Annotated in this window: 24 protein-coding genes; 13 read left to right on the top strand and 11 right to left on the bottom strand. The window is 65.8% G+C overall.

The annotated features are described in order from the left end of the window. The first annotated feature begins 76 nt into the window (after positions 1-76). The 4 genes from ftsY (at position 77) to rpoH (ending at position 4,209) form a co-directional block, all read left to right on the top strand. Positions 77-1,579 (top strand): signal recognition particle-docking protein FtsY, encoded by a 1,503-nt coding sequence (ftsY, locus tag WDB71_RS14755; RefSeq protein WP_341502360.1) that lies wholly within the window; start codon positions 77-79, stop codon positions 1,577-1,579. Beyond that, complete coding sequence (gene ftsE, locus WDB71_RS14750) at positions 1,576-2,253, top strand: cell division ATP-binding protein FtsE (RefSeq protein ID WP_341502359.1); 678 nt, start codon at positions 1,576-1,578, stop codon at positions 2,251-2,253. Before ftsY ends, ftsE begins: the two co-directional genes overlap by 4 nt. Beyond that, positions 2,250-3,233: a permease-like cell division protein FtsX gene (gene ftsX / locus WDB71_RS14745; RefSeq protein ID WP_341502358.1), complete on the top strand. Its 984-nt coding sequence runs from the start codon at positions 2,250-2,252 to the stop codon at positions 3,231-3,233. Before ftsE ends, ftsX begins: the two co-directional genes overlap by 4 nt. A 121-nt stretch (positions 3,234-3,354) precedes the next feature. Further along, the gene (gene rpoH / locus WDB71_RS14740) at positions 3,355-4,209 is read left to right on the top strand and encodes an RNA polymerase sigma factor RpoH (protein WP_341502357.1); all 855 of its coding nucleotides are present in this window, start codon (positions 3,355-3,357) and stop codon (positions 4,207-4,209) included. A 33-nt stretch (positions 4,210-4,242) separates the two neighbouring features. On the opposite strand, the gene WDB71_RS14735 is transcribed toward rpoH, so the two are convergent. From WDB71_RS14735 to gpmM, 5 genes are read right to left on the bottom strand one after another with little or no spacing between them, the layout of a single operon-like run. After that, positions 4,243-4,617, bottom strand: a complete 375-nt coding sequence (locus WDB71_RS14735) for an acetyl-CoA sensor PanZ family protein (RefSeq protein WP_341502356.1) — start codon at positions 4,615-4,617, stop codon at positions 4,243-4,245. 9 nt (positions 4,618-4,626) lie between these two features. Further along, entirely contained in the window at positions 4,627-5,373 is a 747-nt protein-coding gene (locus tag WDB71_RS14730; RefSeq protein ID WP_341502355.1) for a divergent polysaccharide deacetylase family protein, read from the bottom strand. Positions 5,374-5,392: 19 nt separating this feature from the next. Beyond that, on the bottom strand, positions 5,393-6,604 hold the full coding sequence (locus tag WDB71_RS14725) for a S41 family peptidase (RefSeq protein ID WP_341502354.1): 1,212 nt from the start codon (positions 6,602-6,604) through the stop codon (positions 5,393-5,395). 12 nt (positions 6,605-6,616) lie between these two features. Then, positions 6,617-7,726 carry a peptidoglycan DD-metalloendopeptidase family protein gene (locus WDB71_RS14720; RefSeq protein WP_341502353.1) on the bottom strand — a complete coding sequence of 370 codons (1,110 nt, stop codon included), beginning with the start codon at positions 7,724-7,726 and terminating at the stop codon, positions 6,617-6,619. Between the two features lie 5 nt (positions 7,727-7,731). Continuing rightward, the gene (gpmM, locus tag WDB71_RS14715; RefSeq protein ID WP_341502352.1) at positions 7,732-9,258 is read right to left on the bottom strand and encodes a 2,3-bisphosphoglycerate-independent phosphoglycerate mutase; all 1,527 of its coding nucleotides are present in this window, start codon (positions 9,256-9,258) and stop codon (positions 7,732-7,734) included. Here gpmM and WDB71_RS14710 point away from each other — a divergent pair. The 4 genes from WDB71_RS14710 to gpsA all read left to right on the top strand — a co-directional run bounded on the left by WDB71_RS14710 (position 9,257) and on the right by gpsA (position 11,707). Then, entirely contained in the window at positions 9,257-9,838 is a 582-nt protein-coding gene (locus WDB71_RS14710; protein ID WP_341502351.1) for a rhodanese-like domain-containing protein, read from the top strand. The two genes, gpmM and WDB71_RS14710, sit on opposite strands and share 2 nt — an antisense overlap. Positions 9,839-9,847: 9 nt before the next feature. After that, complete coding sequence (grxC, locus tag WDB71_RS14705; protein ID WP_341502350.1) at positions 9,848-10,108, top strand: glutaredoxin 3; 261 nt, start codon at positions 9,848-9,850, stop codon at positions 10,106-10,108. Positions 10,109-10,178: 70 nt separating this feature from the next. Continuing rightward, positions 10,179-10,682, top strand: a complete 504-nt coding sequence (gene secB, locus WDB71_RS14700) for a protein-export chaperone SecB (protein ID WP_341502349.1) — start codon at positions 10,179-10,181, stop codon at positions 10,680-10,682. Between the two features lie 11 nt (positions 10,683-10,693). Continuing rightward, positions 10,694-11,707 (top strand): NAD(P)H-dependent glycerol-3-phosphate dehydrogenase, encoded by a 1,014-nt coding sequence (gene gpsA, locus WDB71_RS14695; RefSeq protein ID WP_341502348.1) that lies wholly within the window; start codon positions 10,694-10,696, stop codon positions 11,705-11,707. 30 nt (positions 11,708-11,737) lie between these two features. Here the strand turns inward: gpsA and WDB71_RS14690 are convergent, their stop codons facing one another. After that, positions 11,738-13,177 carry an HDOD domain-containing protein gene (locus WDB71_RS14690; RefSeq protein WP_341502347.1) on the bottom strand — a complete coding sequence of 480 codons (1,440 nt, stop codon included), beginning with the start codon at positions 13,175-13,177 and terminating at the stop codon, positions 11,738-11,740. Between the two features lie 89 nt (positions 13,178-13,266). On the opposite strand from WDB71_RS14690, the gene WDB71_RS14685 reads away from it, so the two are divergent. Beyond that, positions 13,267-13,839, top strand: coding sequence for a peroxiredoxin-like family protein (locus WDB71_RS14685; RefSeq protein WP_341502346.1), 573 nt, complete (start codon positions 13,267-13,269; stop codon positions 13,837-13,839). Here WDB71_RS14685 and trmL read toward each other — a convergent pair. Next, positions 13,821-14,285, bottom strand: coding sequence for a tRNA (uridine(34)/cytosine(34)/5-carboxymethylaminomethyluridine(34)-2'-O)-methyltransferase TrmL (trmL, locus tag WDB71_RS14680; RefSeq protein ID WP_341502345.1), 465 nt, complete (start codon positions 14,283-14,285; stop codon positions 13,821-13,823). The genes WDB71_RS14685 and trmL overlap by 19 nt on opposite strands. A gap of 94 nt (positions 14,286-14,379) precedes the next feature. On the opposite strand from trmL, the gene WDB71_RS14675 reads away from it, so the two are divergent. Together WDB71_RS14675 and WDB71_RS14670 are read left to right on the top strand one after the other, a co-directional pair. Further along, positions 14,380-14,808, top strand: a complete 429-nt coding sequence (locus WDB71_RS14675; protein WP_341502344.1) for a periplasmic heavy metal sensor — start codon at positions 14,380-14,382, stop codon at positions 14,806-14,808. Then, entirely contained in the window at positions 14,801-15,706 is a 906-nt protein-coding gene (locus WDB71_RS14670; protein ID WP_341502343.1) for a cation diffusion facilitator family transporter, read from the top strand. The genes WDB71_RS14675 and WDB71_RS14670 overlap by 8 nt, the downstream gene beginning before the upstream one ends. 6 nt (positions 15,707-15,712) lie before the next feature. Here the strand turns inward: WDB71_RS14670 and WDB71_RS14665 are convergent, their stop codons facing one another. Together WDB71_RS14665 and WDB71_RS14660 are read right to left on the bottom strand one after the other, a co-directional pair. Next, positions 15,713-17,017: an ATP-binding protein gene (locus tag WDB71_RS14665; RefSeq protein ID WP_341502342.1), complete on the bottom strand. Its 1,305-nt coding sequence runs from the start codon at positions 17,015-17,017 to the stop codon at positions 15,713-15,715. Continuing rightward, a complete protein-coding gene (locus tag WDB71_RS14660; RefSeq protein WP_341502341.1) occupies positions 17,014-17,682 on the bottom strand; it encodes a response regulator transcription factor in 669 nt (222 codons plus the stop codon). The genes WDB71_RS14665 and WDB71_RS14660 overlap by 4 nt, the downstream gene beginning before the upstream one ends. 121 nt (positions 17,683-17,803) lie before the next feature. Between WDB71_RS14660 and WDB71_RS14655 the strand changes: the two genes are divergently transcribed. Further along, positions 17,804-18,871 carry a ketoacyl-ACP synthase III gene (locus tag WDB71_RS14655; protein ID WP_341502340.1) on the top strand — a complete coding sequence of 356 codons (1,068 nt, stop codon included), beginning with the start codon at positions 17,804-17,806 and terminating at the stop codon, positions 18,869-18,871. A gap of 195 nt (positions 18,872-19,066) precedes the next feature. Then, a complete protein-coding gene (locus WDB71_RS14650; RefSeq protein WP_341502339.1) occupies positions 19,067-20,026 on the top strand; it encodes a hypothetical protein in 960 nt (319 codons plus the stop codon). A gap of 78 nt (positions 20,027-20,104) precedes the next feature. Here WDB71_RS14650 and WDB71_RS14645 read toward each other — a convergent pair whose 3' ends face one another. Further along, positions 20,105-22,492: an FtsX-like permease family protein gene (locus WDB71_RS14645; protein ID WP_341502338.1), complete on the bottom strand. Its 2,388-nt coding sequence runs from the start codon at positions 22,490-22,492 to the stop codon at positions 20,105-20,107. After that, complete coding sequence (locus WDB71_RS14640) at positions 22,485-23,177, bottom strand: ABC transporter ATP-binding protein (protein WP_341502337.1); 693 nt, start codon at positions 23,175-23,177, stop codon at positions 22,485-22,487. Before WDB71_RS14640 ends, WDB71_RS14645 begins: the two co-directional genes overlap by 8 nt. Positions 23,178-23,186: the final 9 nt, after the last annotated feature.

Genomic DNA, 23,186 nt, shown 5'->3' with positions numbered 1-23,186 from the left:
GGATTTTTCTCCTGGGGCCTGATAGACTAGTGGCTTTCAAAATCCCGCTATTCTAGCCGCCAGAAAGCAGATTGCCATGAGCAAGAAGAAAGGTTTGTTTTCCTGGCTGGGTTTTGGGCGCAAGGAAGAAGGCGCCAAGACCGAGCCGACCCCCCAGGAAGTCCCGTCCCAGGAGACTGAGCGCCTTGCCGTCGAAGAGGCGGAGGCCCAGCGCCTTGCCGCCGAAGAGATCGAGGCAGAGCGCCTTGCCGCCGAGCAGGCGGAGGCTGAACGTCTGGCCGCCGAGCAGGCGGAGGCAGAGCGCCTTGCCGCCGAAGAGGCGGAGGCAGAGCGCCTTGCCGCCGAAAAGGCCGAGGCAGAGCGCCTTGCCGCCGAGCAGGCGGAGGCAGAGCGCCTTGCCGCCGAGCAGGCGGAGGCAGAGCGCCTTGTCGCCGAAGAGGCCGAGGCAGAGCGTCTGGCCGCCGAGCAGGCGGAGGCAGAGCGCCTTGCCGCCGAGCGGGCGGAGGCAGAGCGTCTTGCCGCCGAGCAGGCTGAGGCAGAGCGTCTTGCCGCCGAAGAGGCGGAGGCAGAGCGCCTGGCCGCCGAGAAGAGCAAGGAAAAGGCAGAGCTTAACCTGGCCGAGCAGGCCGCCGAGGCCCACAAGGGCCACGAGAAGCCGGGCTTCTTCGCCCGACTCAAGGCCGGCCTCAGCCGCACCCGCCAGACCCTGGGCACCGGCTTCGTGTCCCTGTTCAAGGGCAAGAAGATCGACGACGAGCTGTTCGAGGAGCTGGAGACCCAGTTGCTACTGGCGGATCTGGGAGTGGAAACCACCAGCCGCCTCATCGATCGCCTCACCAAGCAGGCCAGCCTGTCCCAGCTCAAGGACGCCGAGGCCCTGTACGAGCTGCTCAAGCAGGAGATGCAGCAGCTGCTGGATCCCGTCTCCCAGCCACTGGTGGTGGACGACAGCCGCAAGCCCTATGTGATCCTGATGGTGGGTGTGAACGGCGTCGGCAAGACCACCACCATCGGCAAGCTGGCCCGCCAGTTCAAGGACGAAGGCAAGTCGGTGATGCTGGCCGCCGGCGACACCTTCAGGGCCGCCGCCGTGGAACAGCTCCAGGTCTGGGGCGAACGTAACGACATCCCCGTGGTCGCCCAGCACACCGGCGCCGATTCCGCCTCTGTGCTGTTCGATGCCCTGGAAGCGGCCAGGGCCAGGGGGGCGGACGTGCTGATCGCCGACACCGCAGGCCGCCTGCAGAACAAGGCGCACCTGATGGAAGAGCTCAAGAAGCTGGTGCGGGTGATGAAGAAGCTGGATCCGGAAGCCCCCCACGAGGTGATGCTGACCCTGGACGCCGGCACCGGCCAGAATGCCCTGTCCCAGGCCAAGCTGTTCAGCGACGCCGTGGGCCTGACCGGCATCACCCTCACCAAGCTGGACGGCACCGCCAAGGGCGGCGTCATCTTTGCCATTGCCGATAAATTTGGTATTCCTATCAGGTATATAGGTGTTGGCGAAGGCATCGAGGATCTGCGAACCTTCAACAGCAACGACTTCATCGAAGCCTTGTTTGGACAAGAAGATTCATGATCCGCTTCCAGCAGGTCTCCAAGGCCTACTCGGGCGGCGCCCAGGCGCTGCAGAACGTGAGTTTCCATCTCGCCAAGGGCGAGATGGCCTTCCTTACCGGCCACAGCGGCGCCGGCAAGAGCACCCTGCTGCGCCTGATCACCCTGATGGAGCGCCCCTCGGCGGGCCAGGTCTACATCAACGGCCACGACATCACCAGGATCGGTCGCAGCCAGGTGCCCTATGTGCGCCGGGACATGGGCATCATCTTCCAGGACCACCGGCTGCTGATGGACAGGACCGTCTACGAAAACGTGGCCCTGCCGCTGGTCATTGCCGGCTTCGGGGAAGGGGAGATCCGCAAGCGGGTCCATACCGCCCTGGAATGGGTGGGCCTGAGCGACAAGGCGCCCTGCTATCCCATCCAGCTCAGTGGCGGCGAGCAGCAGCGGGTCGGCATAGCCCGGGCCGTGGTCAACAAACCGCCCCTGCTGCTGGCCGACGAGCCCACCGGCAACCTGGATCCCAAGCTGTCCATGGACATCCTGCGGCTGTTCGAGGACCTCAACGCCCTGGGCATCTCTGTGTTGGTGGCCACCCACGACCTGGGCCTGATCGCCCGCATGCGCCACCGCACCCTGACCCTCAAGGGCGGCCGCATGCTGGGTGATGAACTGTCGGAGGCCAGCCTGTGAGCCTGCTGTTTGAAAACCGCCTCGACGCGCCCTCGGCGGCCAGGCCTTCGGCCATGCGCCGCCTGCTGATGTTCTTTGTCCGCCACCTGCAGCAGTCCCTGGGCAGCCTGGGTGAGCTGTGGCGCACCCCCCTGTCGACCCTGCTGACCATAGCGGTGCTGGGTTTCTCCCTGACCCTGCCGTCCACCCTCTACGTGCTGTTGAAGAACGCGGAAGGGGTGTCCAGCCAGTGGCAGAAGGCGGCCCAGATCTCGCTGTTCCTGCACGATCGCATCGACGACCTCGAGGCGGACAAGGTGGCCACCCGCATCGGCCTCTATCCCGAGGTGGCCGAGGCGGTGCTGGTGACCCGGACCGAAGCCCTGCTCGAATTCCGCCAGCAGAGCGGCTTCGGCGAGGCCCTGGACTACCTGGATGAGAACCCCCTGCCGGCGCTGATCCTGGTGACCCCCACCGATCGCCATGCCAGCCCGGAGGCGGCCAGGGCGCTGCTGGCCAAGCTCCAGAAGGAGCGGGAGGTGGCCCAGGGCAAGCTGGATCTGGAATGGCTCAAGCGCCTCAAGGCGGTGGTAGCCCTTGCCCGTGACGGGGTCAGCCTGATCGCCGTTCTGCTGCTCACCGCCATGGTGCTGGTGGTGGGCAACACCATCAGGCTGATGATCCAGAACCGCAAGTCCACCATAGAAGTGATGAAGCTGGTGGGGGCCACCGATGCCTTCATCCGCCGTCCCTTCCTCTATACCGGCCTCTGGTATGGTCTGGCCGGCGGCATGCTGGCGCTGGTGGTGGTGTCGGCCGGCCTCTGGTGGCTGGAGGCCGGGGTGGCCAGGGTGGTGTCCCTGTACGACTCCGGCTTCGCCCTGGTGGGATTGTCGGCCAGCGAGGCGCTGTGGCTGCTGGCGCTGTCCTGCCTGCTTGGCCTGGGGGGCGCGCACCTGGCGCTGTGGCGGCACCTCAAGGCCATAGAACCGGACAATTGACCCGGCCCGGCGGGGCCCGGCAGCGGGTCCCGGCTCCCTTGAATCCCCGGGAACTTTCTCATAGAGTGCTAATCTCAAGCACGGGTACACCCGTAGCGATGGTTAACGTAAGAGGTAGTCGATGAGCAACGACGTTCGCTCCATGGCTTTGACGGTCCCCGCGACCGGCAGCATTGAGGCTTATGTCCACTCCGTGAACAGCATTCCCATGCTGAGTGCGGAGCGTGAACGCGAGCTGGCCGAGCGACTGCACCAGGACGGTGATCTGCAGGCCGCCCGCGAGTTGATCATGTCCCACCTGCGTTTCGTGGTTCACGTGGCCAAGAGCTACGCGGGCTACGGCCTGCCCCAGGCCGACCTCATCCAGGAAGGCAATATCGGCCTGATGAAGGCGGTCAAGCGCTTCGACCCCGGTGTCGGCGTACGCCTGGTGTCCTTTGCGGTGCACTGGATCAAGGCCGAGATCCACGAATACGTGCTGAAGAACTGGCGTATCGTCAAGATCGCCACCACCAAGGCCCAGCGCAAGCTGTTCTTCAACCTGAGATCCAAGAAAAAGCGCCTGGGCTGGTTCTCCGCCGACGAGGTCAAGATGGTGGCCGAGGAGCTGGGCGTGAGCCCCAGCGAGGTCCGCGAGATGGAAGGTCGCCTGAGCTCGCCCGACCAGGCCTTCGACGCCGGCGTGGACGACGACGAGGACGGTGGCTATGCCCCGGTCCACTACCTGGAAGACAAGTCCAGCGACGTGGCCGAAACCGTGGCCGAGGCCCAGTGGGAGCAGCAGGCCAGCCTGCGGCTCAGCAATGCCATCGCCGCCCTGGATGAGCGCAGCCAGGACATCCTGCGCAGCCGCTGGCTGACCGAGGACAAGAGCACCCTCCACGACCTGGCCGACAAGTACCAGGTGTCCGCCGAGCGCATCCGCCAGCTGGAAAAGAATGCCCTGAAGAAACTCAAGGCCACCATGGACGCCTAAAAGAAAAGCCGGCAGCAGCCGGCTTTTTCGTGTCTAGAGGGTCTTCTGCCAACCGTCCGGGGTGCGTTCATAGCCCCGGGTTTCCAGGAAGGCGCCCAGCCCTTCCCTGTTTTCCTCGGGGTATTCGGCCGCCACCAGGAACAGCCGCATCAGGCCCAGCTCCCGGGCCGCCTTCTCCGCTTCCGACAGCAAATAGCTGCCCACGCCGCGGCGCCAGGTCTCGATACGCACCGCCAGCCTGCCGAGCTTTTCGCCGTCCAGGCGCAGGGCGGCGATATGGCGGTCGTTGAAGGTAGCCACGAACCAGTGGTGCTGGTCGAGGTCGGCCGGCAGGGTGTGGTAGAGCTTGGTCAGATCCCGCTCCAGTTCGCTGCTCCTGGGGGGGTTGTGATGTACGGTCAGGCGCATGGGAAGTCCTCAGCCTCTTGTGTCTGTCATTGTATCAGAGCTGGCCCAGTGCTCCGGTGCCATCAGCGCCGTGATCGGCACCAGCTCCACGGCCAGCTGGTCGTTGCTCAGGGCTCGGCCCAGAAAAGCCAGGGTATGGTCGTGGGGGTGGCCTATTACCACCACCTGGCCATGCTGCTCGGCCAGTGTCAGGGCCCGTTGCCATTGGTAGTCAAGTTGGTCCGGGCTGTTGTCCAGGAACACCTTGCGCTCCACGGCGGGGATGCCGGCCATGCGGGCCGCGGCCATGGCCTGGGACTTGGCGGTGGTCCTGGAGTCCACGAAAAACAGGCCACGCCGGCCCAGTTCCCCCATCAGCCAGTCCATCTGCGGGCGGCTCTGGGTCATGGCCGAGCCCATGTGGTTGTTGACGCCCCTGGCCTGGGGAATGTCGGCCAGGGCCGCCTCCAGGGCCTCTGCCAGGGCGGATCTGTTCATGCTGGTGGTCAGGGTATGGGGCTCCAGGGGCAGCTTGGCCTCGGGCTCCATGGGCAGGTGCAGCATGATGACGTGGTTGCGGTCCTGGCCCCGGCTGGCCAGCGACCGGCCATAGGGGGTGTGGGGCATGATGCCCAGGGCCACCGTCCTCGGCAGCTCCAAGACCCGGAAATCGCCCTGTTTGTAGCCCAGATCGTCGATGATGATGGCCAGGCGCGGCTTGGCCTGGGCTGCCAACGGCAGCAGCAGCCCGATCAGGGCCGAAAGAAGAAAGCGCACTCGGAGTTCCAACTCGTTGTTATTGAATGTCCTGGTCGGCCAGTATCGCCAGGGCCTCCCACAGCAGGGGATCGTCCTGGGCCTCTGGCCATACCGCCACCTCGGCTCGTCTGGCCCTGGGATAGCGGCCCTTCATTATAGAGCGCTTGGCCGCGCTTGACAGCCTCTGGCCCGCCGGTAGATCCGGTGCTATGCCCAGGCCGTGGATACGGTGCCCGGCCGGGGTCAGGTAATAGGCGGTGGTGAGCTTGAGGGCACGGCTGCCGCCGGCCAGGGGGATCAGGCTCTGGATGGAGCCCTTGCCGTAGCTGGTGTCCCCCAGCAATTGGGCGCGGCCGTTGTCCTTGAGGGCGCCGGCCAGGATCTCGGCGGCCGACGCCGAGCCCTGGTTGATCAGCACCAGTATCGGCCTGCCGGCCAGCAACTGGCCCCGCTCGGCATGGTAGCGCTGGTTGGCATAGGAAGCGCGGCCCTGGGTGGAGACGATCAGGCCCTCATTGAGGAAGAGGTCGGCCACCTCAACGGCGGCGCTCAGCACCCCGCCCGGGTTGTCGCGCAGATCCAGCACCAGGTAGTGGGGATCGGCGTCCTCGAGCGCCTCCCTGATCTCCACCGCGGTGTTGTTCTGGAAGTGGCTCAGCCGCAGCCAGAGGCCGTCCGCGTCCAGCTCATGGGCTTCGACGCTGTGTACCTGGACGTCGCCCGGGGGAATGCGCAGGTTCAGGCGCTGTTCGGCCCGCACCAGCACCAGCTCCACCGGCTCCTGGTGGTGCCGGCGCAGCTCCTGGCTGAAGTAGGACAGGGGCCGGGAGCCCACCCTGTAGCCATTGATGCTGATGATCTCGTCGCCGCGCTTGACGCCGGCCCGGTCCGCCGGGCTGCCCTTGATGGGACCCAGCACCAGCAGCCTGTCACCCTGGGGATCCACTTCGATGCCAAGGCCGGAATAGTGGCCCGTGGCCATCTCGTGGAGGGCGCGGATCTCGTCTTCGTCCAGGTAGCGGGAATAGTCGTCCAGGGAGGCAAGCATGGCGCTGAGCGCCTTGTCGATAAGCTCGTCTTCGGCCACATCCTGGACATAAAAATGCTGGATCTGGCCGAGCACTTCGGTGAGCAGCTTGCTCGGGGATGGCAGTGAGCCGGTCTGGGCATGGTGATTGGCGATGGCCAGACCCGCCAGGGTCAGCAGGCAGCCAGTGCACAGGCCCGCCAACCAGGAACCTTTGGCCATAGGTTTCCCCTGTTATCGGCACCAGCCAGTCGGGTTTACGGCTTTACCCTTGTGGCGTATCTCGAAGTATAGCCCAGGCTGCTTCTGGCCCCCGCTGGCGCCGACCAGGGCGATACGCTCGCCGCCACGGACGTCGTCGCCGACGCCCTTGAGCAGGGCCTGGTTCTGGCCGTACAGGCTCAGGTAGCCGTCGCCGTGGTCCACGGCCAGCAGCAGGCCGTAGCCCTTGACCCAGTCGGCGTAGACCACGGTGCCGTCGGCGATGGCGCTGACCTGGCTGCCGCTGGCGGCATCTATGATGACCCCCTTCCAGGTGATGCCGGCGGCGCGGCGGGTGGCAAACAGCCGCTGCACCCGGCCCTTGGCGGGCCAGGACAGCTTGCCCTTGCGCCCCTTCAGGCCCTGGCGCTGGCTGCGCTCCCTGGCCTTGCGGGCCGCCTCCTGGAGCAGGGTGTTGAGGGAGGCCCGGTCCGCCATCAGTTGCTCCAGCTCGGCGGATTGGCTGCGGATCTGCCGGGTCAGGGCGGTGAGGGTGCTCTGGCGCTCGGCCTGCTGCTCCTGGAGCTGGGCCTGGCGGTCGCGGGTGCCCTGGGCCAGCTGGTCCAGCTCTGCCAGGGTGTCGGCCAACTGGGCCCGGGCGGAGGTCAGCTCCTGCTGGGTCTGGCGGATGGCGGCCAGCTCGTCCAGCCTGGCCTGGTTGAGGTACTGGTAGTAGGTGAGGATGCGTTCCAGGTTGTTGGCCTGGTCCAGGTTGAGCAGCAATTTGAGGTAATCATGGTTGCCGCTGGCATAGGCTGCCCTCAGCTGCTTGGCCAGCAGCGCCTGCTGGCTCCTGGAGCGGCTCTCCAGCTCCTTGAGCTGGGCCTGGAGCGCCTGCTGGCGCTCCCTGGCCCGGGCCTGCTGGCCCTGGATGCGATCCAGCTCGGCGGCCAGCTGGCCTATCTTGCGCTCCACCCCCTTGAGGCGGCTCTGCAGCTGGGCCCGCTCCCCCTTCTGCCTCTTGAGCTCGGCTTCGGTCTGGCGGATGTGCTTCTCCACATCCGCCAGCTTGTCCTTGGGGTCCGCGGCCAGGGCCGGGATGCTCGGGGCCAGCAGGGCGGCCAGCAGGACCAGTCTCAGCACGGCATTCAGGCCAGCTTGAACAGGGGCTTGCCGGTCATCTCGGCCGGGATGGGCATGCCCATCAGGGTCAACATGGTCGGGGCTATGTCGGACAGCACGCCGCCTTGCACCGGCTCGGCATCACGGCCCACGTAGATCAGCGGCACCGGGCCCGAGGTATGGGCGGTATGGGCCTGGCCGGTGCTGGCATCGGCCATCTGTTCGGCGTTGCCGTGATCGGCGGTGATCAGGCACTCGCCACCGACCCTGTCCAGGGCCTCGACCACCCGGCCGATGCAGCTGTCCACGGCCTCCACGGCCTTGACGGCGGCCTCGAAGACGCCGGTGTGGCCGACCATGTCGCCGTTGGGGTAGTTGCAGACGATGACGTCGTACTGGCCGGACTCGATGGCGCCGACCAGCTTGTCGGTGAGCTCGGTGGAGCTCATCTGCGGCTGCAGGTCATAGGTGGCCACCTTGGGGCTTTCCACCAGGATGCGATCCTCGCCGGCGAAGGTGGTTTCCTTGCCGCCGTTGAAGAAGAAGGTGACGTGGGCGTACTTCTCGGTTTCCGAGATGCGCAGCTGGGTCTTGCCGTGGTCGGCCAGCCACTGGCCCAGGGTGTTGACCAGCTCCACCGGCGGGTAGGCGCAGCTGGTGGGAATGTCGGCGGCGTACTGGGTCAGCATCACGAAGTCGGCCAGGGCCGGGCGCTTGTGGCGCACAAAGCCTTCGAAGTCGTCCTCCACGAAGCTGCGGGTGATCTCCCTGGCCCGGTCGGCGCGGAAGTTCATGAAGATGACGGCGTCGCCGTCTTCGATGGGGGCGGCCCGGCCGATGAGGGTGGGTTTGACGAACTCGTCGTTCTCGTCACGGCCATAGGCGGCCTGGAGGCCGGCGACGGCGTCGTTGGCGTGGTACTCGGCCTGGCCCAGGGTCAGCATGTCGTAGGCGGCCTGGACCCTGTCCCACCTGTTGTCTCTGTCCATGGCGTAGTAGCGGCCCACCAGGGAGGCGATGCGGCCCTTGCCCAGTTCGGCGAACTTGGCGTCGAAACGCTTGAGGGAGGCTTCGGCGGAGCGGGGCGGGGTGTCGCGGCCGTCCAGGAAGGCGTGCAGGTAGATGTGCTCGGCGCCGCGGCGGGCGGCCAGCTCGACCATGGCCAGCAGGTGATCCTCGTGGCTGTGGACGCCGCCCGGGCTGACCAGGCCGAAGATGTGCACGGCCTTGCCGGCCTGGACCGCCTTGTCGGTGGCCTGGACCAGGGCCGGGTTCTCGAAGAAGTCACCGTCCTCAATGGCCTTGCCGATGCGGGTCAGCTCCTGGTAGACGACGCGGCCGGCGCCCAGGTTGACGTGGCCGACCTCGGAGTTGCCCATCTGGCCGTCGGGCAGGCCCACGTCCAGGCCGGAGCCTGAGATCAGGCTGTGGGGCCGTTCGGCCCAGAGCCTGTCCATGACCGGGGTGTTGGCATGGTAGATGGCGTTGTTTTCCGGGGATTCGCTGTATCCCCAGCCGTCCAGAATAATGAGAACCAGAGGTTTCTTGGCCATGACTGCTGACTTCCTCGACCACATAGTCTTGAATTCGCGCCAGTTTACACGCAAAGGTCGGTTACTGACCAGTTACGGCCGGTGCCGGGGCTTTTATTGGTGGTACGGACAGGTATACTCAGGAACCTCTGAAAAGCTGAGGTTTAGTTGCTCCATGACTGATTTGACGGCCTTTGTCAGCGACCATCTGGTGCTGTCCGCCCTTTGGGTGATCCTGCTGATCGCCTTTCTCGTTTCCGTGATCCAGGGCTTCACCGCGCCCTACAAGAAGGTGGCGGCCCAGCAGGCCGTGTTCCTGATCAACCAGGATGACACCCGGGTGGTGGATATCCGCGGCCAGGCCGACTTCAAGAAGGCCCATATCGCCGGCGCCATCAACCTGCCCAAGGAGCAATTGTTAAAAAATCAGCTCGATAAGGTTGAAAAGCATAAAAACGACCCCATCATTCTGGTCTGTGAGGCGGGAATGACGGCCCAGCAGGCGGCAAAGCACCTGCACCAGCAAGGCTTTTCTTCCGTGTATGTACTGACGGGCGGCATCCAGGGTTGGAAAGAAGCCAACATGCCGCTGAAAGGTTGAGGAGCCGAGATGGCCGACATCACTATTTACACCAAAACCGGATGCCCCTACTGTGAACGGGCCAAGGCCCTTCTGGGTGCCAAGGGACAAGCATTCGAGGAGATCTGCAACGACAACAACCAGGAGCGTCGCCAGCACATGCTGGAGCTGACCGATGGTCAGAGCTACACGGTACCGCAGATCTTCATCAACGGGCAGCACATAGGTGGCTGTTCCGACCTGGAGGCGCTGGAAACCAGCGGCAAGCTCGGCGAGCTGCTGGTGGCCTGACAGGGCAGGGAAGCGCCCAAGACGTGGCGCCTCTATTTGAATTCACTCCAATTACAACAGGTATAGAACCATGGCTGAAGAACACAACAACGCACAGGCTACCGAAGCGCAGGACGCCCCCCAGTTCCACATCCAGCGCATCTACGCCAAGGACATCTCCTTCGAGACCCCCAACTCCCCGACCATCTTCCAGAAAGAATGGAAGCCGGAAGTGAAGCTGGATCTGGACACCCGCTCCAACAAGCTGAGCGACGACGTCTACGAAGTGGTCCTGAACCTGACCGTGACCACCAAGGTCGGCGAAGACGTGGCCTTCCTGTGCGAGGTACAGCAGGCCGGTATCTTCACCGTGGCCAACATGCCCGAGCCGCAGCTGGCCCATACCCTGGGTGCCTTCTGCCCGAACGTGCTGTTCCCCTACGCCCGTGAAACCATCTCCAACCTGGTCAACCGCGGCACCTTCCCGGCCCTGAACCTGGCGCCGGTGAACTTCGACGCCCTGTTCGCCCAGTACGTGCAGCAGCGCGCCGCTGCCGCCGAAGGCGCACAAGCCGAGGAGCAGGCCGAGGCCTGATCGAACAACGCATGACAGCCGATAATGCGGCCATCTGCGTGCTGGGGGCGGGGTCTTATGGCACCGCCCTCGCTATTTCTCTGGCACGCAACGGCCACAAGACCCTGCTCTGGGGTCACAACGCCGAGCACCTGGCCGAACTGGCCAGCGAGCGTCAGAACAAGCGCTACCTGCCCGACATCCCCTTCCCCGACAGCCTGGTGATGGAGCCGGACCTGGCCAAGGCGGTCTCGGCCTGCCGGGACATCCTGGTGGTGGTGCCCTCCCACGCCTTCGGCCAGGTGCTGACCCAGATGAAGCCGCACCTGCGCGGCGACGCCAGGGTGGCCTGGGCCACCAAGGGCCTGGAGGCCGACACCGGCCGCCTGCTCCAGGACCTGGCCCGGGACATTCTGGGTGAGCAGATGCCGCTGGCGGTGCTGAGCGGGCCCACCTTCGCCAAGGAACTGGCCGCCGGCCTGCCCACGGCCATCGCCATCTCCAGCACCGACGACGCCTTCATGGAGCGGCTCTCCGATCTGCTCCATTGCGAGCGCCACCTGCGCACCTACGCCAACCCGGATTTCATCGGCGTGCAGCTGGGCGGCGCGGTGAAGAACGTCATCGCCATAGGGGCCGGCATGGCCGACGGCATCGGCTTCGGTGCCAATGCCCGCACCGCCCTGATCACCCGCGGCCTGGCGGAGCTGACCCGGCTGGGGGCGGCCCTGGGGGCCGATCCGGCCACCTTCATGGGCATGTCCGGCCTGGGCGATCTGGTGCTGACCTGTACCGACAACCAGTCCCGCAACCGTCGCTTCGGCCTGGCCCTGGGCCAGGGCATGGCCATAGAGGAGGCCATGGCCTCCATCGGCCAGGTGGTGGAAGGCTACCGCAACACCAAGGAAGTCTGGCTGCTGTCCCGGGAGCTGGGGGTGGAGATGCCCATCACCGAGCAGATCTACGCCGTGCTCTACCAGGGCAAGAGCGCCCGGGAGGCGGCCTGCGATCTGCTGGCCCGGTCGCGAAAATCGGAAGCCCAATAAGAAAACCGGCCTGATGGCCGGTTTTTTGTATCAGCCGCGCAGGATCATCATCAGGCATAGCGAAGCCTGGCGCACGAAGTGGCTGAAGCTCTCGAAGTCCTCCTTGCCCAGGGCCCGGCCGCTGTGGGCGCGGTCGGCATAGAACAGGCCCAGGCATTTCTTGTCCAGCACCAGCGGCGCCAGCAGGAAGGGGCTGCCCTGGTTGATGGTGGCCATGGCCGCCGGCAGGCGCGGCGCCCAGTGCAGGCTCTTGGGCTTGTCCACCCAGTGCCCCTCCTGGCCCTTGAAGGTCGAGGTAAAGATATCGTCGCCGCCCAGGGGCAGGCTGAACACGTCCTTGATTTGGCTGTCATCGGCGCTGGAATAGAAGCGGGGGCTGAGCTGGTTGAACTTGGGGTTGGGCATCAGCACCACCACCCTGTCCATGCCCACGGCCCTGAGCAGCCCCTCCATGGTGGTGTGGATCAGCAGGTTGATGTCGGCCCCTTCGCCCACCAGGAAGGTCATCTCCCTGAGCATTTTCAGCTGCAGGGCCTCGTCCGGCTCATGAAAGCGTGGCTCCCGTGGCTGGTCCTCGTCCTCGCCCAGCCGCGGGTCGAGCAGGTGGGCCACTTCCTGGGCCCCGTAGCAGCTGGCCAGCTCGGCGGTGGCCTGGGTGCAGGACTGGATCCGCGCCTTGGCCACGTCCGGCTCGACCACCATGAACTTGGCCATGGCCTGCAGGCCTTCCTGGATCCGGCCCTGGTCGCCGTCGGCCAGGGCCCGGCTGAAGTCATGGGCCAGGGCGATGCAGCGCAGCTCCGGGGTGCGGCGGCCCGGGTCGCGGATGGATCTGACCAGCATGTCGCCCATGTTCCAGGCCTTGGCCAGGGCGGCGCCCAGGCTTTCGAAGCTGGTGCCGAGCCGGTCCTGGACCAGCGCCTTTTCGTTGCCGCCGGCCTGCTGCAACTGCGCCAGCAGCGCCTCGGTGATGGCGCCGCCCATGCTCCAGAAGGCGATCTCGCCCAGGTTGTGGAGCAGGGCGGCGATATAGACCTCTTCCTGGGTGTCCTCGTCGTACCCTCCCAGCAGCATGCGCGCCAGCATGGCGGCATGGAGGGACTGGGCCATCACCCGGATCAGCCTATCGTGGACGGCCTTGCTGATGTCCTTGTTGGTCAGCATGCCGTCCATCATGGTGGCGGTGATACAGATATGCTTGAGGGCGTCGTAGCCGAGGATCACCGAGGCGCGGCTGACGGTGGTGACCTGGGCCCGGCCCCTGTTGTAGATGACGGAGTTGACCACCCGCAGGATCCGCGAGGTGAGGCCATGGTCGTGGAGGACGCTGCGGCCCAGGCAGGCCAGGGAGGCGGCGTCGTCTTTCTCGAGCTTCTCCAGGGTGCGCACCGTGGTGGCCAGGGCCGGCAGTTCCTGTTCGCTGATCCGCTCCACCCAGGCATCGACGCCGCGCACGGCGATGTTATCCATTTACCTACTCTGACGGTTGGTTTTTGCTTGCCTTAGCATAGCCTTATCGACGGGACCCTGGCGAATGCTAAGTTAGAGGGGGAGCCATTGTGAGCAGGGCCATGATAGAGAAAACGCCGGGCGATCCGGTCGTCCCCATCAGCCTGCCCGCCATCGACGGTGGCCGGTTCGACACCGCCAGCCTGGCCGGGCGGCCCTACCTGCTGTCTTTCCTGCGCTTTGCCTCCTGTCCCTTCTGCAACCTGCGGCTCCATGAGCTGGCTCGCCGCTTTGACGAGCTGGGCGCCGGCTTCACCATAGTGGCGGTCTTCGATTCGCCCCTGGACAACCTGGTCCGCCATGCCGGTCGCCACCGGGCGCCCTTTCCGATCCTGGCCGACGAGGACGGGCGCTGCCACAGGGCTTACGGGGTCCAGCACTCGCTATCGGGGGTCGTCCGGGGCCTGGCCCTGAGGCTGCCCACCCTGGTCCGGGCCCTGGCCAGGGGTTACTGGCCCACCAGTATCAAGGGCAGCCTGACCACCATGCCGGCCGATTTCCTGGTGGACAGGGACGGCATCATCCAGCTGGCCTACTATGGCCAGGACGAGGGCGACCACCTGCTGTTCGACGAGATCAAGGCCTTTTCCCTGGCCCAGCAGCCTCAGCCCAGTTCCGGGTAATCCAGTTGCCGCAACGCCTCGTAGAGGATCACCGCCGTGGCGTTGGACAGGTTCAGGCTGCGGGAGCTGGCCTGCATGGGGATGCGGATGCGCTGCCCGGACGGCAGGGCGTCGATGATGTCCCTGGGCAGGCCACGGGATTCGGGGCCGAACAGGAAGGCGTCGCCGTCCCGGTAGGCCGGGGCGCTGTGGGCCTGGCTGGCCTTGGTGGTGCAGGCGAACACCCTGGGATTGCCCAGGGCGGCCAGGCAATGGGCCAGATCGGGGTGGCGTGTCACCGAAGCGAATTCGTCATAGTCCAGGCCGGCCCGGCGCAGGCGCTTGTCATCCCACTGGAAGCCAAGCGGCTCGACCAGGTGCAGGGCCACGCCGGCGTTGGCGCAGAGGCGGATGATGTTGCCGGTATTGGGGGGGATCTCCGGCTCATAAAGGATGATGTGCAGCATGGCCGCTAGTTTACCCTTCTTTACCTGGTCCCGGGGATTGCTTTGCGTTTCGGCCGTTAACCTTGAAGGCGTCACTTAAACAAGGAGCAAGCCCATGAAGAAGTTCATCACCATCGCCACCCTGGCCTCCATGCTGGCCCTGAGCGGTTCCGCCCTGGCCGAGCGCGGCCGTCACCACCGCATGGAACACCCCCTGGCCAATCCCCAGGTTGTAGAAAAGCTGGGTCTGTCGGACAATCAACAGGCACAGATCCAGGAGCTGCTGGAACGCTTCCGGGCCGACAACCCCAAACCGGAAAAGGCCGACCGCCAGGCCAGGCACGACCAGATGAAGGCGCTGATGGAGGCGGACAGCTTCGATGAGGCCAGGGCCAGGGCCCTGCTGGCCCCGAGGCAGGAACGGCAGCTCAAACAAATGAAACTGCGTTTCGACCTGATGAAGGTCCTGACGCCGGAGCAAAGGGCAGAGCTGAAGGAGCTGCGCCACCAGCGCAGGCACCGCCGCCACCATAAACATGACTGAACACTACGGACCTCTGGTTAAACGGGCGACGCTGGCCTCCACCTTCGTCGCCACCCTCCTTATCATCACCAAGCTGCTGGCCTGGGTCATGACCGGCTCGGCCAGCATGCTGGCCACCCTCACCGACTCCCTGATGGACGTGTCCGCGTCGCTGCTGAACCTGTTCGCGGTGCGCTACGCGTTGCAGCCGGCCGACAAGGAACACCGATTCGGCCACGGCAAGGCCGAGTCCCTGGCCGGCCTGGGCCAGGCCGCCTTTATCGCCGGCTCGGCCATGTTGCTGATGTTCCACTCGGTGGACCGCATCATCAATCCCCAGCCCATCAACAAGACCGAGGTGGGCATCGCCGTGATCGTCCTGGCCCTGGTACTGACCCTGGCGCTGCTGGCCTACCAGGGCTATGTGGTCAGAAAGACCGGCTCCCAGGCGGTCAAGGCCGATGCGCTCCACTACCGCTCGGATCTGCTGCTCAATGGCGCCGTGCTGCTGGCGCTGGTGATGGGCAGCCAGGGCTGGTGGTGGGCCGACGGCGGCCTGGCGCTGATCATCGCCGTCTACATCCTGGTCAGTGCCGGCGCCATCGCCTTCGAGTCCGGCCAGACCCTGCTGGACCGGGAGCTGCCCGACGAGGAGCAGGCGCAGATCATGGCGGTGGTGCGTCGCCATCCCCGGGTTCACGGTGCCCACGACCTGCGCACCCGCCAGGCCGGTCCCACCAAGTTCATCCAGCTGCACCTGGAGCTGCCGGACGAGCTCAGCCTGCGCGAGGCCCACCGCATCGCCGACGAGGTAGAGCAGTCGCTGATGGCGGTGTTCCCCGGCGCCGACGTGCTGATCCACCAGGATCCGCTGTCGGTGCTCCCCGTCGAGGAACGCAAGGTGCCGGAGAACGGCTGAGGCCCGTCAGGACAGCTGCAGGCAGATCTTCAGGCCACCCAGCTCGGAACGGCCGGCGCTGATGGCGCCGCCGTGGGCCTTGGCGGCGGCCTGCACTATGGCCAGGCCCAGGCCGGTCTGGCCACCATGGCCCCGGGCAGGATCGCCCTTGTAGAAGGGTTCGAACAGGTGCGCCAGTTCGGCCTCGGGCACGCCAGGGCCGTCGTCTTCCACGCACAACAGCCAGCCGCCGCCCTTTGGCGCCAGTGACAACCTGATGTGCTGGCCGTAGCGCAGGGCGTTGGCCAGCAGGTTGTCCAGCAGCCGCTGCATCAACCTGGGCCTGATGGGATAGCCGGCCAGCTCCGGCAGCCGCAGTTCGAGCCGCTGGCCGTCTTGGGCCTGGAACTCGGCGTCGGCGGCCGCGGCCCTGGCCAGGGCCGCCAGGTCGCTGTCCTGGACGGGTTCGTCATAGAGGGTGGCCTCCAGCCGCGACAGGGTCAGCACCTTGTCGATGAGCTCCTCCAGGGTGACGCACTCCTTCTCTATGCGCTCAAGAAAGCGGGGCTCCGGCTTGTCTTCCATCATGGCCGCCGCCAGCTTGAGCCGGGTCAGGGGGGAGCGCAGTTCGTGGGAGACGTCCGCCAGCAACCGCTTCTGGTTGTCCAGCGTGAGGGCCACCTGGTCGGCCATGGCGTTGAAGTCCTTGGCCAACTGGCCCACCTCGCCGCTGCCGGCCCTGGCCCTGGCGCTCATGTCGCCGTTGCCGAGGCGCCTGGCCACCTGGCCCAGCTCACGGATGGGCCTGGCCAGCCAGTGGGCCAGCACCAGGCTCATCAACAGCACCACCACCAGGCTGGCGGAGACCCTGATCCAGGGTGGCGCGGCCAGGAAGCGTTCCCAAAACGACAGCCGCCTGGGCGGCAGTCGCCACAGGGCCAGGTAGTCGCCGTCCTTGAGCTGCAGCTGAAAGGGGCCGATATAGCGGCCACGGCGAAAGTCCATGGCCTTGATCTCTTCTTCGGCCACCAGGCCGGACAGCCGCCAGGACCAGGAGCGGGTACGGGTGATGGGCCTCAGGCTCTGGGGATCGTACAGACGCAACTGGCGTCCTTCCGGGCTCAGCAGCAGCTCGCCGGTGTCCATCTTGGTCAGGCGGGGCAGGGCGTTTTCCAGCTTGGTGACCAGTTGCCGCTCTTCCGGCAGCAGGGCCCTGGGCCTGTCTTTTTCTTCCAGGTGCTTGAGCACCAGGTTGTTGGTGACCAGCAGCAGGCTGATGGCCAGCCAGAACCACAGGAAGATGCGGCCGGTGAACCCCTTCAGCCAGTTCATCCGGCCTCCGTGACCAGCTGGTAGCCCACGCCCCTCTGGGTGCGGATCAGGTTGTTGTCCTGGATCCGGGCCAGCTTCTTGCGGATGTGGGAGATGTGGATGTCGATATGGCGGTCGAAGGGTTGCAGGCGGCGGCCGAAGGCGGCCTTGCAGATGTCGTCCTTGGACACCACCTCGCCGGGACGCTCGAACAGGGCCGCCAGCACCCGGAATTCGGCGGCGGTCAGTTCCAGCTGCTGGCCCTGGTAGCGGGCCACCAGGCTGTGGGGATCCACCTCCAGGCCGGATACGGCCTGGGCCTGGGGCGCCAGCCGCCTCAGTATGGCCTGGATGCGCGCCACCAGCTCCCGGTGCGAGAAGGGCTTGGGTACATAGTCGTCGGCGCCCAGCTCCAGGCCCAGCACCCGGTCCACCTCGTCGCCCCGGGCGGTCAGCATCAGCACCGGCACCTGGCTCTTCTGGCGCAGCGCCTTGAGCACCTCGAAACCGCCCAGGCCGGGCAGCATCACGTCCAGCAGCACCAGATCGCAGTCGCCGCCGACGGCGGCCTTGAGGCCGCTGTCGCCGTCGTGGCAGGCCTGGACCTGCAGCTCGAAGCCCTCCAGGTATTCCCCCAGCAGGTCGCAGAGGGTGATGTCGTCGTCGATGATGAGGATCTTTGCCATAACGCTATCCTAACCCCGTGGCGGCGGGGCCCAAGCCTTTTTACCCATCTTTGCACAAAGTGGTATAAGGGCATCAGTCCGTACCCCATTGAGCCACCGCAGAACAAGGTCAGGGATCCAGATGCCATACGCAGAAATCACCGGCTGGGGCAAATGCCTGCCGCCGGCCACCCTCAGCAACGACGAGATCAGCCAGGTCATCGACACCAGCGACGACTGGATCGCCAGCCGGACCGGCATCAAGGCGCGCCGGGTCAGCCATGTGTCGACGGCCGAGCTGGCCACCGTGGCCGCGCAGCGGGCCCTGGATTGCGCCGGTATCGGCGGCGACGAGGTCGATCTGGTGCTGCTGGCGACCTGTTCGCCCTCGTCCCTGGTGGCCAATACGGCCTCCCTGGTGCAGAAGAACATCGGCGCCAGGGGCGCCGCCGCCTGCGACCTCAATGCCGCCTGCTCGGGCTTTCTCTATGCGCTGCAAAATGCCACCGCCCAGGTGCGGGCCGGCATGGTCCGCAAGGCGGTGGTGATCGGCGCCGAGCGCATGACCTTCTACGTCAACTGGGCACGCCGTGACAGCGCCGTGCTGTTCGGCGACGGTGCCGGCGCCCTGGTCATCGAGGCCAGCGACCGGCCGCGGGGCCTGCTGGCCACCAGGACCGGCTGCGACGCCGAGGACCGCGACATCCTCCACGTCCGCAATTACGGCACCGACATGGACAAGTACCGGCCGGCGGGGCCGTCCGACATCCTGTTTGAGGGCCGGGAGATCTTCAAAAGGGCCGTCAAGGGCATGAGCGAGGCCTGTGACGACGTGCTCGACCAGGCCAACCTGGCCCTGGACGACATCGACGTGCTGATCCCCCACCAGGCCAACCTGCGCATCATCCAGGCCATCCAGCAGCGCCTCAAGGTGCCACAAGACAAGGTGATGGTGAACATCCAGCATTACGGCAATACTTCGGCGGCCACCGTGCCCATCGCCATCTGCGAGGCCGTCGAGCAGGGCATCATCACACCCCATGCCAACATTATGTCGGCCGCCTTCGGCGCCGGCCTGACCTGGGGCGCCGGCTATATCAGGTGGGGGGAGCGGGTCGACCCGATACGGGAATCGAAGGCCGAGTTGCCGCCCTGCGAACATACCGGGCTGGAACTCATCGCCGAGGCGGTCAGGGCCTGCCAGGGATAACAAAAAGCCACCTGTCGGTGGCTTTTTTGTGGGCTTAAGGCCGGCGCTCCTTACGCGCAGCGCCGGCAAGAACTTTTGCCCTTTTTCAGGCGCAGGCCCAAGGGTAAGCGCGTTGACTCACCATGATCCCAAGTATAGGGTTTTATGGTCTTTTTCTATCCAAGCCGACAGCCCCACCGACCAAGGAAGCACGCCATGAACATGGACAAGATCCAGATAGGCATCGATCTGGCTACCAGCATCACCATCATCATTTCCCTTATCGCCCTGGTGATGGAGTCACGGCGCCGGGTCCGGCAGGAACGCCAGAAAGGCATAGACCAGCATTCCCGGACCGTCGCCGCCAGCCAGATCAACAAGGCCCTGGAGCGGCTGTCCAAGGACTTCATCTTCAAGATCGTCGACAAGGCCCAGCGCTACGAGAGCCGGGTGGATGTCTTCTTCGAGCCCGATGGCCAGCAGCTGCTCGTTCAGCGTATCGAACAGGACGCCGGCTTTGTCGAGCAGGCCATCGAGGATCTGAACGGCATACGCCAGGAGGTCGGCGACTTCTTCGAGCACCTGCACGATCTCAAGTACACCGCCTTCCCGGTGCTGGACGCCCTTCCCGGCGGCAGCGGCTTCATCGACACCCTCAAGAAGGACATTGCCGATATCGCCACCCAGTACAACCAGCTTGGCGGTGGCCATATCTCGTTGCTGAGGGAGCTCAAGGCCCTGGTGGATCATTGCGCCGCTCATCCGCCGGGCGGCGATGACGATCAGCAGCAGCGGCTGATGCAGCTGGCCCACTCCATCCTCATCGATGAGGACTACCTGGACTGGGTGCAGAGCTTTGTGCCCGATGGCCAGGAGCCGGCCTTCGAGGCGGCGGTGCGCGAGAAACGCCTGCTGGATGAAAACGAACTCTTCCTGGCCGTGCTCAGCAACCTGGTGGGCCATGCCGTGGAAAACCCCGGCCGACTCTATGCCCAGGTGCTGGCCATGGCCTCGCGCCAGGTCTACCAGGCCAGGTACGAGTGCAAGGACGTGCTGTGCAACCTCAGCGCCATTGCCCACATGCTGCTGGTCAAGGATGGCAACGAGCGGCTGGATGCGGTCATAGAGCGCTACAAGAGCGAAGACTACCTGGCCCTGGAGCAGGAAGTCCGCTGAGCCCAGGCACACAAAAAAGGCGCTGCCCCGGCAGCGCCTTTTTTATGCCCGACAATGCCGGCACAGGGGCCGGCAGGGTTACTCGTAACGCAGCGCCAGGGCCGGGCGGGTGGAGGCGGCCTTGAAGGCCAGGGCCGCCACCGTCAGCCAGGCCAGGGCCAGCATGGCCAGGGTGGCGGCGGGGAACCACAGCGGCGACAGCGCGATGCGGTCGGCGAAGTGGCCGAGCCAGGCGTCCAGGGCCCACCAGGAAAGGGGCCAGGCCAGCAGGCTGCCGGCCAGCACCAGCACCAGGAATTCTTTGCTGATCAGCGCCACCAGGCCACCGCGCTCGGCGCCCAGCACCTTGCGCACGGCTATTTCCCGGGTGCGGCGCTCGCAGCTGAAGGCGGCCAGGCCAAAGAGGCCCACGCAGGTCAGCAGTATGGCCAGGCCACTGAAGGACAGCAGCAGCTGCTGCTGGCGACGCTGGTTGTCGAACAGGGCCTGGTACTGGGCATCCAGGAAGCTGACGTCGAACACCTGATCCGGCAGCACCCGCTTGAGGGCGGCTTCCGCCCGGGCCACCAGGGCCGGCACCTCGGTGTTGTCGAAGCGGATCAGCAGCTGGGCCGAGGTGGAGCGGCTGTAGCCCAGGGCATAGAACATGGGCTTAGCAAGGTCGCTGCCGTTGCCGCGCTTGATGTTCTCCACCACGCCGACGATGTGGCCCTGGAAGTCGTCGCCCGCCAGCCATGGCTGGCCGATGGCGGCGGCCGGATCGGCGTAGCCGAACTGCAGGGCGGCCTCGCGGTTGATGATGACGGCGCCACGTCCGGTGTTGGCGTCGAACCAGTCGCCCTGGAAGCGGCGCTCGAAGTCGCGGCCGGCCAGCAGCTTGAGCTCCAAGGTCCTGGCCAGGTCGAAGCCGGCGCCCAGCTCGCCGACGAAATCCAGCTCGGTGCCGTTGCTGGTGACGCCGCTGCTGATGTCGATGGTATCGGTGGGGCTCTGGCCTATCATCGTCCAGCCTTGGATGCCGTCCAGGCCATCCAGTTGCACCGCCAGGCTGTCCTGCTGGCCGTAGATCTTGGCAGGCAGGCCGGACACCATCATCAGCTGTTCCTTGTCGTAACCCAGGGGCTGGTTCTGCAGGTACTGGAGCTGGGCGTAGAGGGCATAGGTGCAGATCAGCAGGCCGATGCTGATGGCGCTTTGCAGCCACACCAGGGTCTTGCGCATGCGGATGGAACTCTTGCCGCGGTTCATATCGCCGCTGAGCACCCGGGCCGGGTTGAAGGCGCTGAGGTAGAAGGCCGGGTAGGCGCCGGCCAGCAGCCCCACCACCAGCACCAGGGCCGGCAGCAGCAGGCCGAACTCGCTCAGGTAATCCAGGCTCAGCTCCACGTTCATCATGGCGGCGAACAACGGCAGGCTCAGCTCGGTCCAGACGCAGGCCAGCAGGGTGGCCAGGGCCGTCAGCAGCACCGATTCGGTGAGGAACTGGCCGATCAGCTGGCCGCGGCTGGCGCCCAGGGACTTGCGCACCCCCACCTCCTTGGCGCGCAGGCCGGAGCGGGCCGTGGCCAGGTTGATGAAGTTGAAGCTGGCCACCAGCAGGATGAACACCGCCAGGGCCAGGGCCATCCACACCGACTGTATGCTGCCGTTGGCCTTCATTTCCGCCACCAGTGCGGAGTGCAGATGGATGTCCAGCAGCGGCTGCAGGCCGGCGCGGACGATCTGCTGGCCGTTATAGACGCGGCCGTTGATGTACTCGGTGATCTGGCGCTCCAGGGCCGGCAGCTGGTCCGGGCTCGACACCCTGAGGAAGTTGTAGGCAAAGTTGCGCGCGGCGTTGTCCAGGCCGTCGCCCATCTTGCTGCGCAGGGTCTCCAGGGCGGTGAAGCCGCTCAGGGTCAGGTGGCTGTTGGCGGGCAGATCCTCGAAGACGGCGGCGATGACGAGATTATCCTCGCCCCAGCCCAGGCTCTGGCCGATGGGATTCTCGCTGCCGAACAGGCGCTCGGCCTCGGAGCGGGACAGGGCCAGCTTGCCGGGCCTGTCCAGCGCCTCTTCCAGGCTGCCGGCCAGGGGCTGGATGGCGAAGAAGTCCAGCAGCTGGCGATCGCTGCCGTAGTAGTCCTGCAGGCGGTAGTTTTCACCGCGGCGGCTGACCACGTTGTAGGGGGCGAAGAGCCAGGCCAGGCGGGTGGTGCCGGTGACGCCGGGCAGCCGCTCGAAGTCGCCCTTGAACAGGGGCGAGCCCAGGGGCACCGACATGTCCATCTCGATAAAGGTCTGGGTCAGGCGGTAGCTCTGCTCGGCGCCCGGGTGCATGCTGTCGTAGCTGGTCTCATGGCGGGCCCAGAGCAGGATTAGCAGGGTGGCGGCCAGGCCCACGGAGAGCCCGAACAGGTTCAGGCCCAGGTGCAGCTTCTGCTTGGCAAGGGCCCTGACGGCGGTACGCAGGTAGTTGTTAAGCATAACGTTTCACCTCCCTGGGCAGGTCGGCGATTACTTGGCCGTCGCGCAGGCGCAGGGTGCGGGTGCCGTAGCCGGCGTGTTCCTCGGAATGGGTGACCATGATGATGGTGGTGCCCTGGCGGTTCAGCTCGCAGAGCATGTTCATCACCTCTTCGCCGTTGACCGAGTCCAGGTTGCCGGTGGGTTCGTCGGCCAGGATCAGCGCCGGCGCTATGACCAGGGCCCGGGCCACGGCCACCCGCTGCTGCTGGCCGCCGGAGAGCTGCTGGGGCAGGTGATCGCGGCGGTGGGCGATCTGCATCCGCTCCAGGATGGCCTCGACCCTGGCCTGGCGCTCGGCCCTGGGCAGCTTCTGGTACAGCAGCGGCAGCTCGACGTTCTCGAAGACGCTCAGCTCGTCGATGAGGTTGAAGTTCTGGAACACGAAACCCAGCTTGGCCCTGCGCAGCTCGGCCAGCTGCTGTTCGCCGTAGCCGGCGATGTCGGTGCCCTGGAAGTAGTAGTGGCCTGAGCTGGGGCTGTCCAGCATGCCCAGGGTGTTGAGCAGGGTGGATTTGCCGCAGCCGGAGGGGCCCATGATGGACACGAATTCCCCCTCGTTGACGGTCAGGTTGATGTCGTTGAGGGCGGTGGTGATGACGCTCTCGGTGGTGAAGACGCGGTTGAGGTTTTCCAGTCTGATCATGATGTTGTC

Source organism: Gallaecimonas sp. GXIMD4217, assembly GCF_038087665.1.
GTDB lineage: Bacteria > Pseudomonadota > Gammaproteobacteria > Enterobacterales > Gallaecimonadaceae > Gallaecimonas.
Note: the sequence above shows the minus strand (reverse complement) of the source record. Positions and strands in the feature narration are given on the sequence as shown.

What these genes read in the sequence shown, in the direction of transcription:
- ftsY (WP_341502360.1), top strand. Translation starts at nt 77, where the DNA reads ATGAGCAAGAAGAAAGGTTTGTTTTCCTGGCTGGGTTTTGGGCGCAAG.
- ftsE (WP_341502359.1), top strand. Translation starts at nt 1,576, where the DNA reads ATGATCCGCTTCCAGCAGGTCTCCAAGGCCTACTCGGGCGGCGCCCAG.
- rpoH (WP_341502357.1), top strand. Translation starts at nt 3,355, where the DNA reads ATGAGCAACGACGTTCGCTCCATGGCTTTGACGGTCCCCGCGACCGGC.
- WDB71_RS14735 (WP_341502356.1), bottom strand. Translation starts at nt 4,617, where the DNA reads ATGCGCCTGACCGTACATCACAACCCCCCCAGGAGCAGCGAACTGGAG.
- WDB71_RS14725 (WP_341502354.1), bottom strand. Translation starts at nt 6,604, where the DNA reads ATGGCCAAAGGTTCCTGGTTGGCGGGCCTGTGCACTGGCTGCCTGCTG.
- WDB71_RS14710 (WP_341502351.1), top strand. Translation starts at nt 9,257, where the DNA reads ATGACTGCTGACTTCCTCGACCACATAGTCTTGAATTCGCGCCAGTTT.
- gpmM (WP_341502352.1), bottom strand. Translation starts at nt 9,258, where the DNA reads ATGGCCAAGAAACCTCTGGTTCTCATTATTCTGGACGGCTGGGGATAC.
- grxC (WP_341502350.1), top strand. Translation starts at nt 9,848, where the DNA reads ATGGCCGACATCACTATTTACACCAAAACCGGATGCCCCTACTGTGAA.
- secB (WP_341502349.1), top strand. Translation starts at nt 10,179, where the DNA reads ATGGCTGAAGAACACAACAACGCACAGGCTACCGAAGCGCAGGACGCC.
- gpsA (WP_341502348.1), top strand. Translation starts at nt 10,694, where the DNA reads ATGACAGCCGATAATGCGGCCATCTGCGTGCTGGGGGCGGGGTCTTAT.
- WDB71_RS14690 (WP_341502347.1), bottom strand. Translation starts at nt 13,177, where the DNA reads ATGGATAACATCGCCGTGCGCGGCGTCGATGCCTGGGTGGAGCGGATC.
- trmL (WP_341502345.1), bottom strand. Translation starts at nt 14,285, where the DNA reads ATGCTGCACATCATCCTTTATGAGCCGGAGATCCCCCCCAATACCGGC.
- WDB71_RS14675 (WP_341502344.1), top strand. Translation starts at nt 14,380, where the DNA reads ATGAAGAAGTTCATCACCATCGCCACCCTGGCCTCCATGCTGGCCCTG.
- WDB71_RS14670 (WP_341502343.1), top strand. Translation starts at nt 14,801, where the DNA reads ATGACTGAACACTACGGACCTCTGGTTAAACGGGCGACGCTGGCCTCC.
- WDB71_RS14665 (WP_341502342.1), bottom strand. Translation starts at nt 17,017, where the DNA reads ATGAACTGGCTGAAGGGGTTCACCGGCCGCATCTTCCTGTGGTTCTGG.
- WDB71_RS14660 (WP_341502341.1), bottom strand. Translation starts at nt 17,682, where the DNA reads ATGGCAAAGATCCTCATCATCGACGACGACATCACCCTCTGCGACCTG.
- WDB71_RS14655 (WP_341502340.1), top strand. Translation starts at nt 17,804, where the DNA reads ATGCCATACGCAGAAATCACCGGCTGGGGCAAATGCCTGCCGCCGGCC.
- WDB71_RS14650 (WP_341502339.1), top strand. Translation starts at nt 19,067, where the DNA reads ATGAACATGGACAAGATCCAGATAGGCATCGATCTGGCTACCAGCATC.
- WDB71_RS14645 (WP_341502338.1), bottom strand. Translation starts at nt 22,492, where the DNA reads ATGCTTAACAACTACCTGCGTACCGCCGTCAGGGCCCTTGCCAAGCAG.
- WDB71_RS14640 (WP_341502337.1), bottom strand. Translation starts at nt 23,177, where the DNA reads ATGATCAGACTGGAAAACCTCAACCGCGTCTTCACCACCGAGAGCGTC.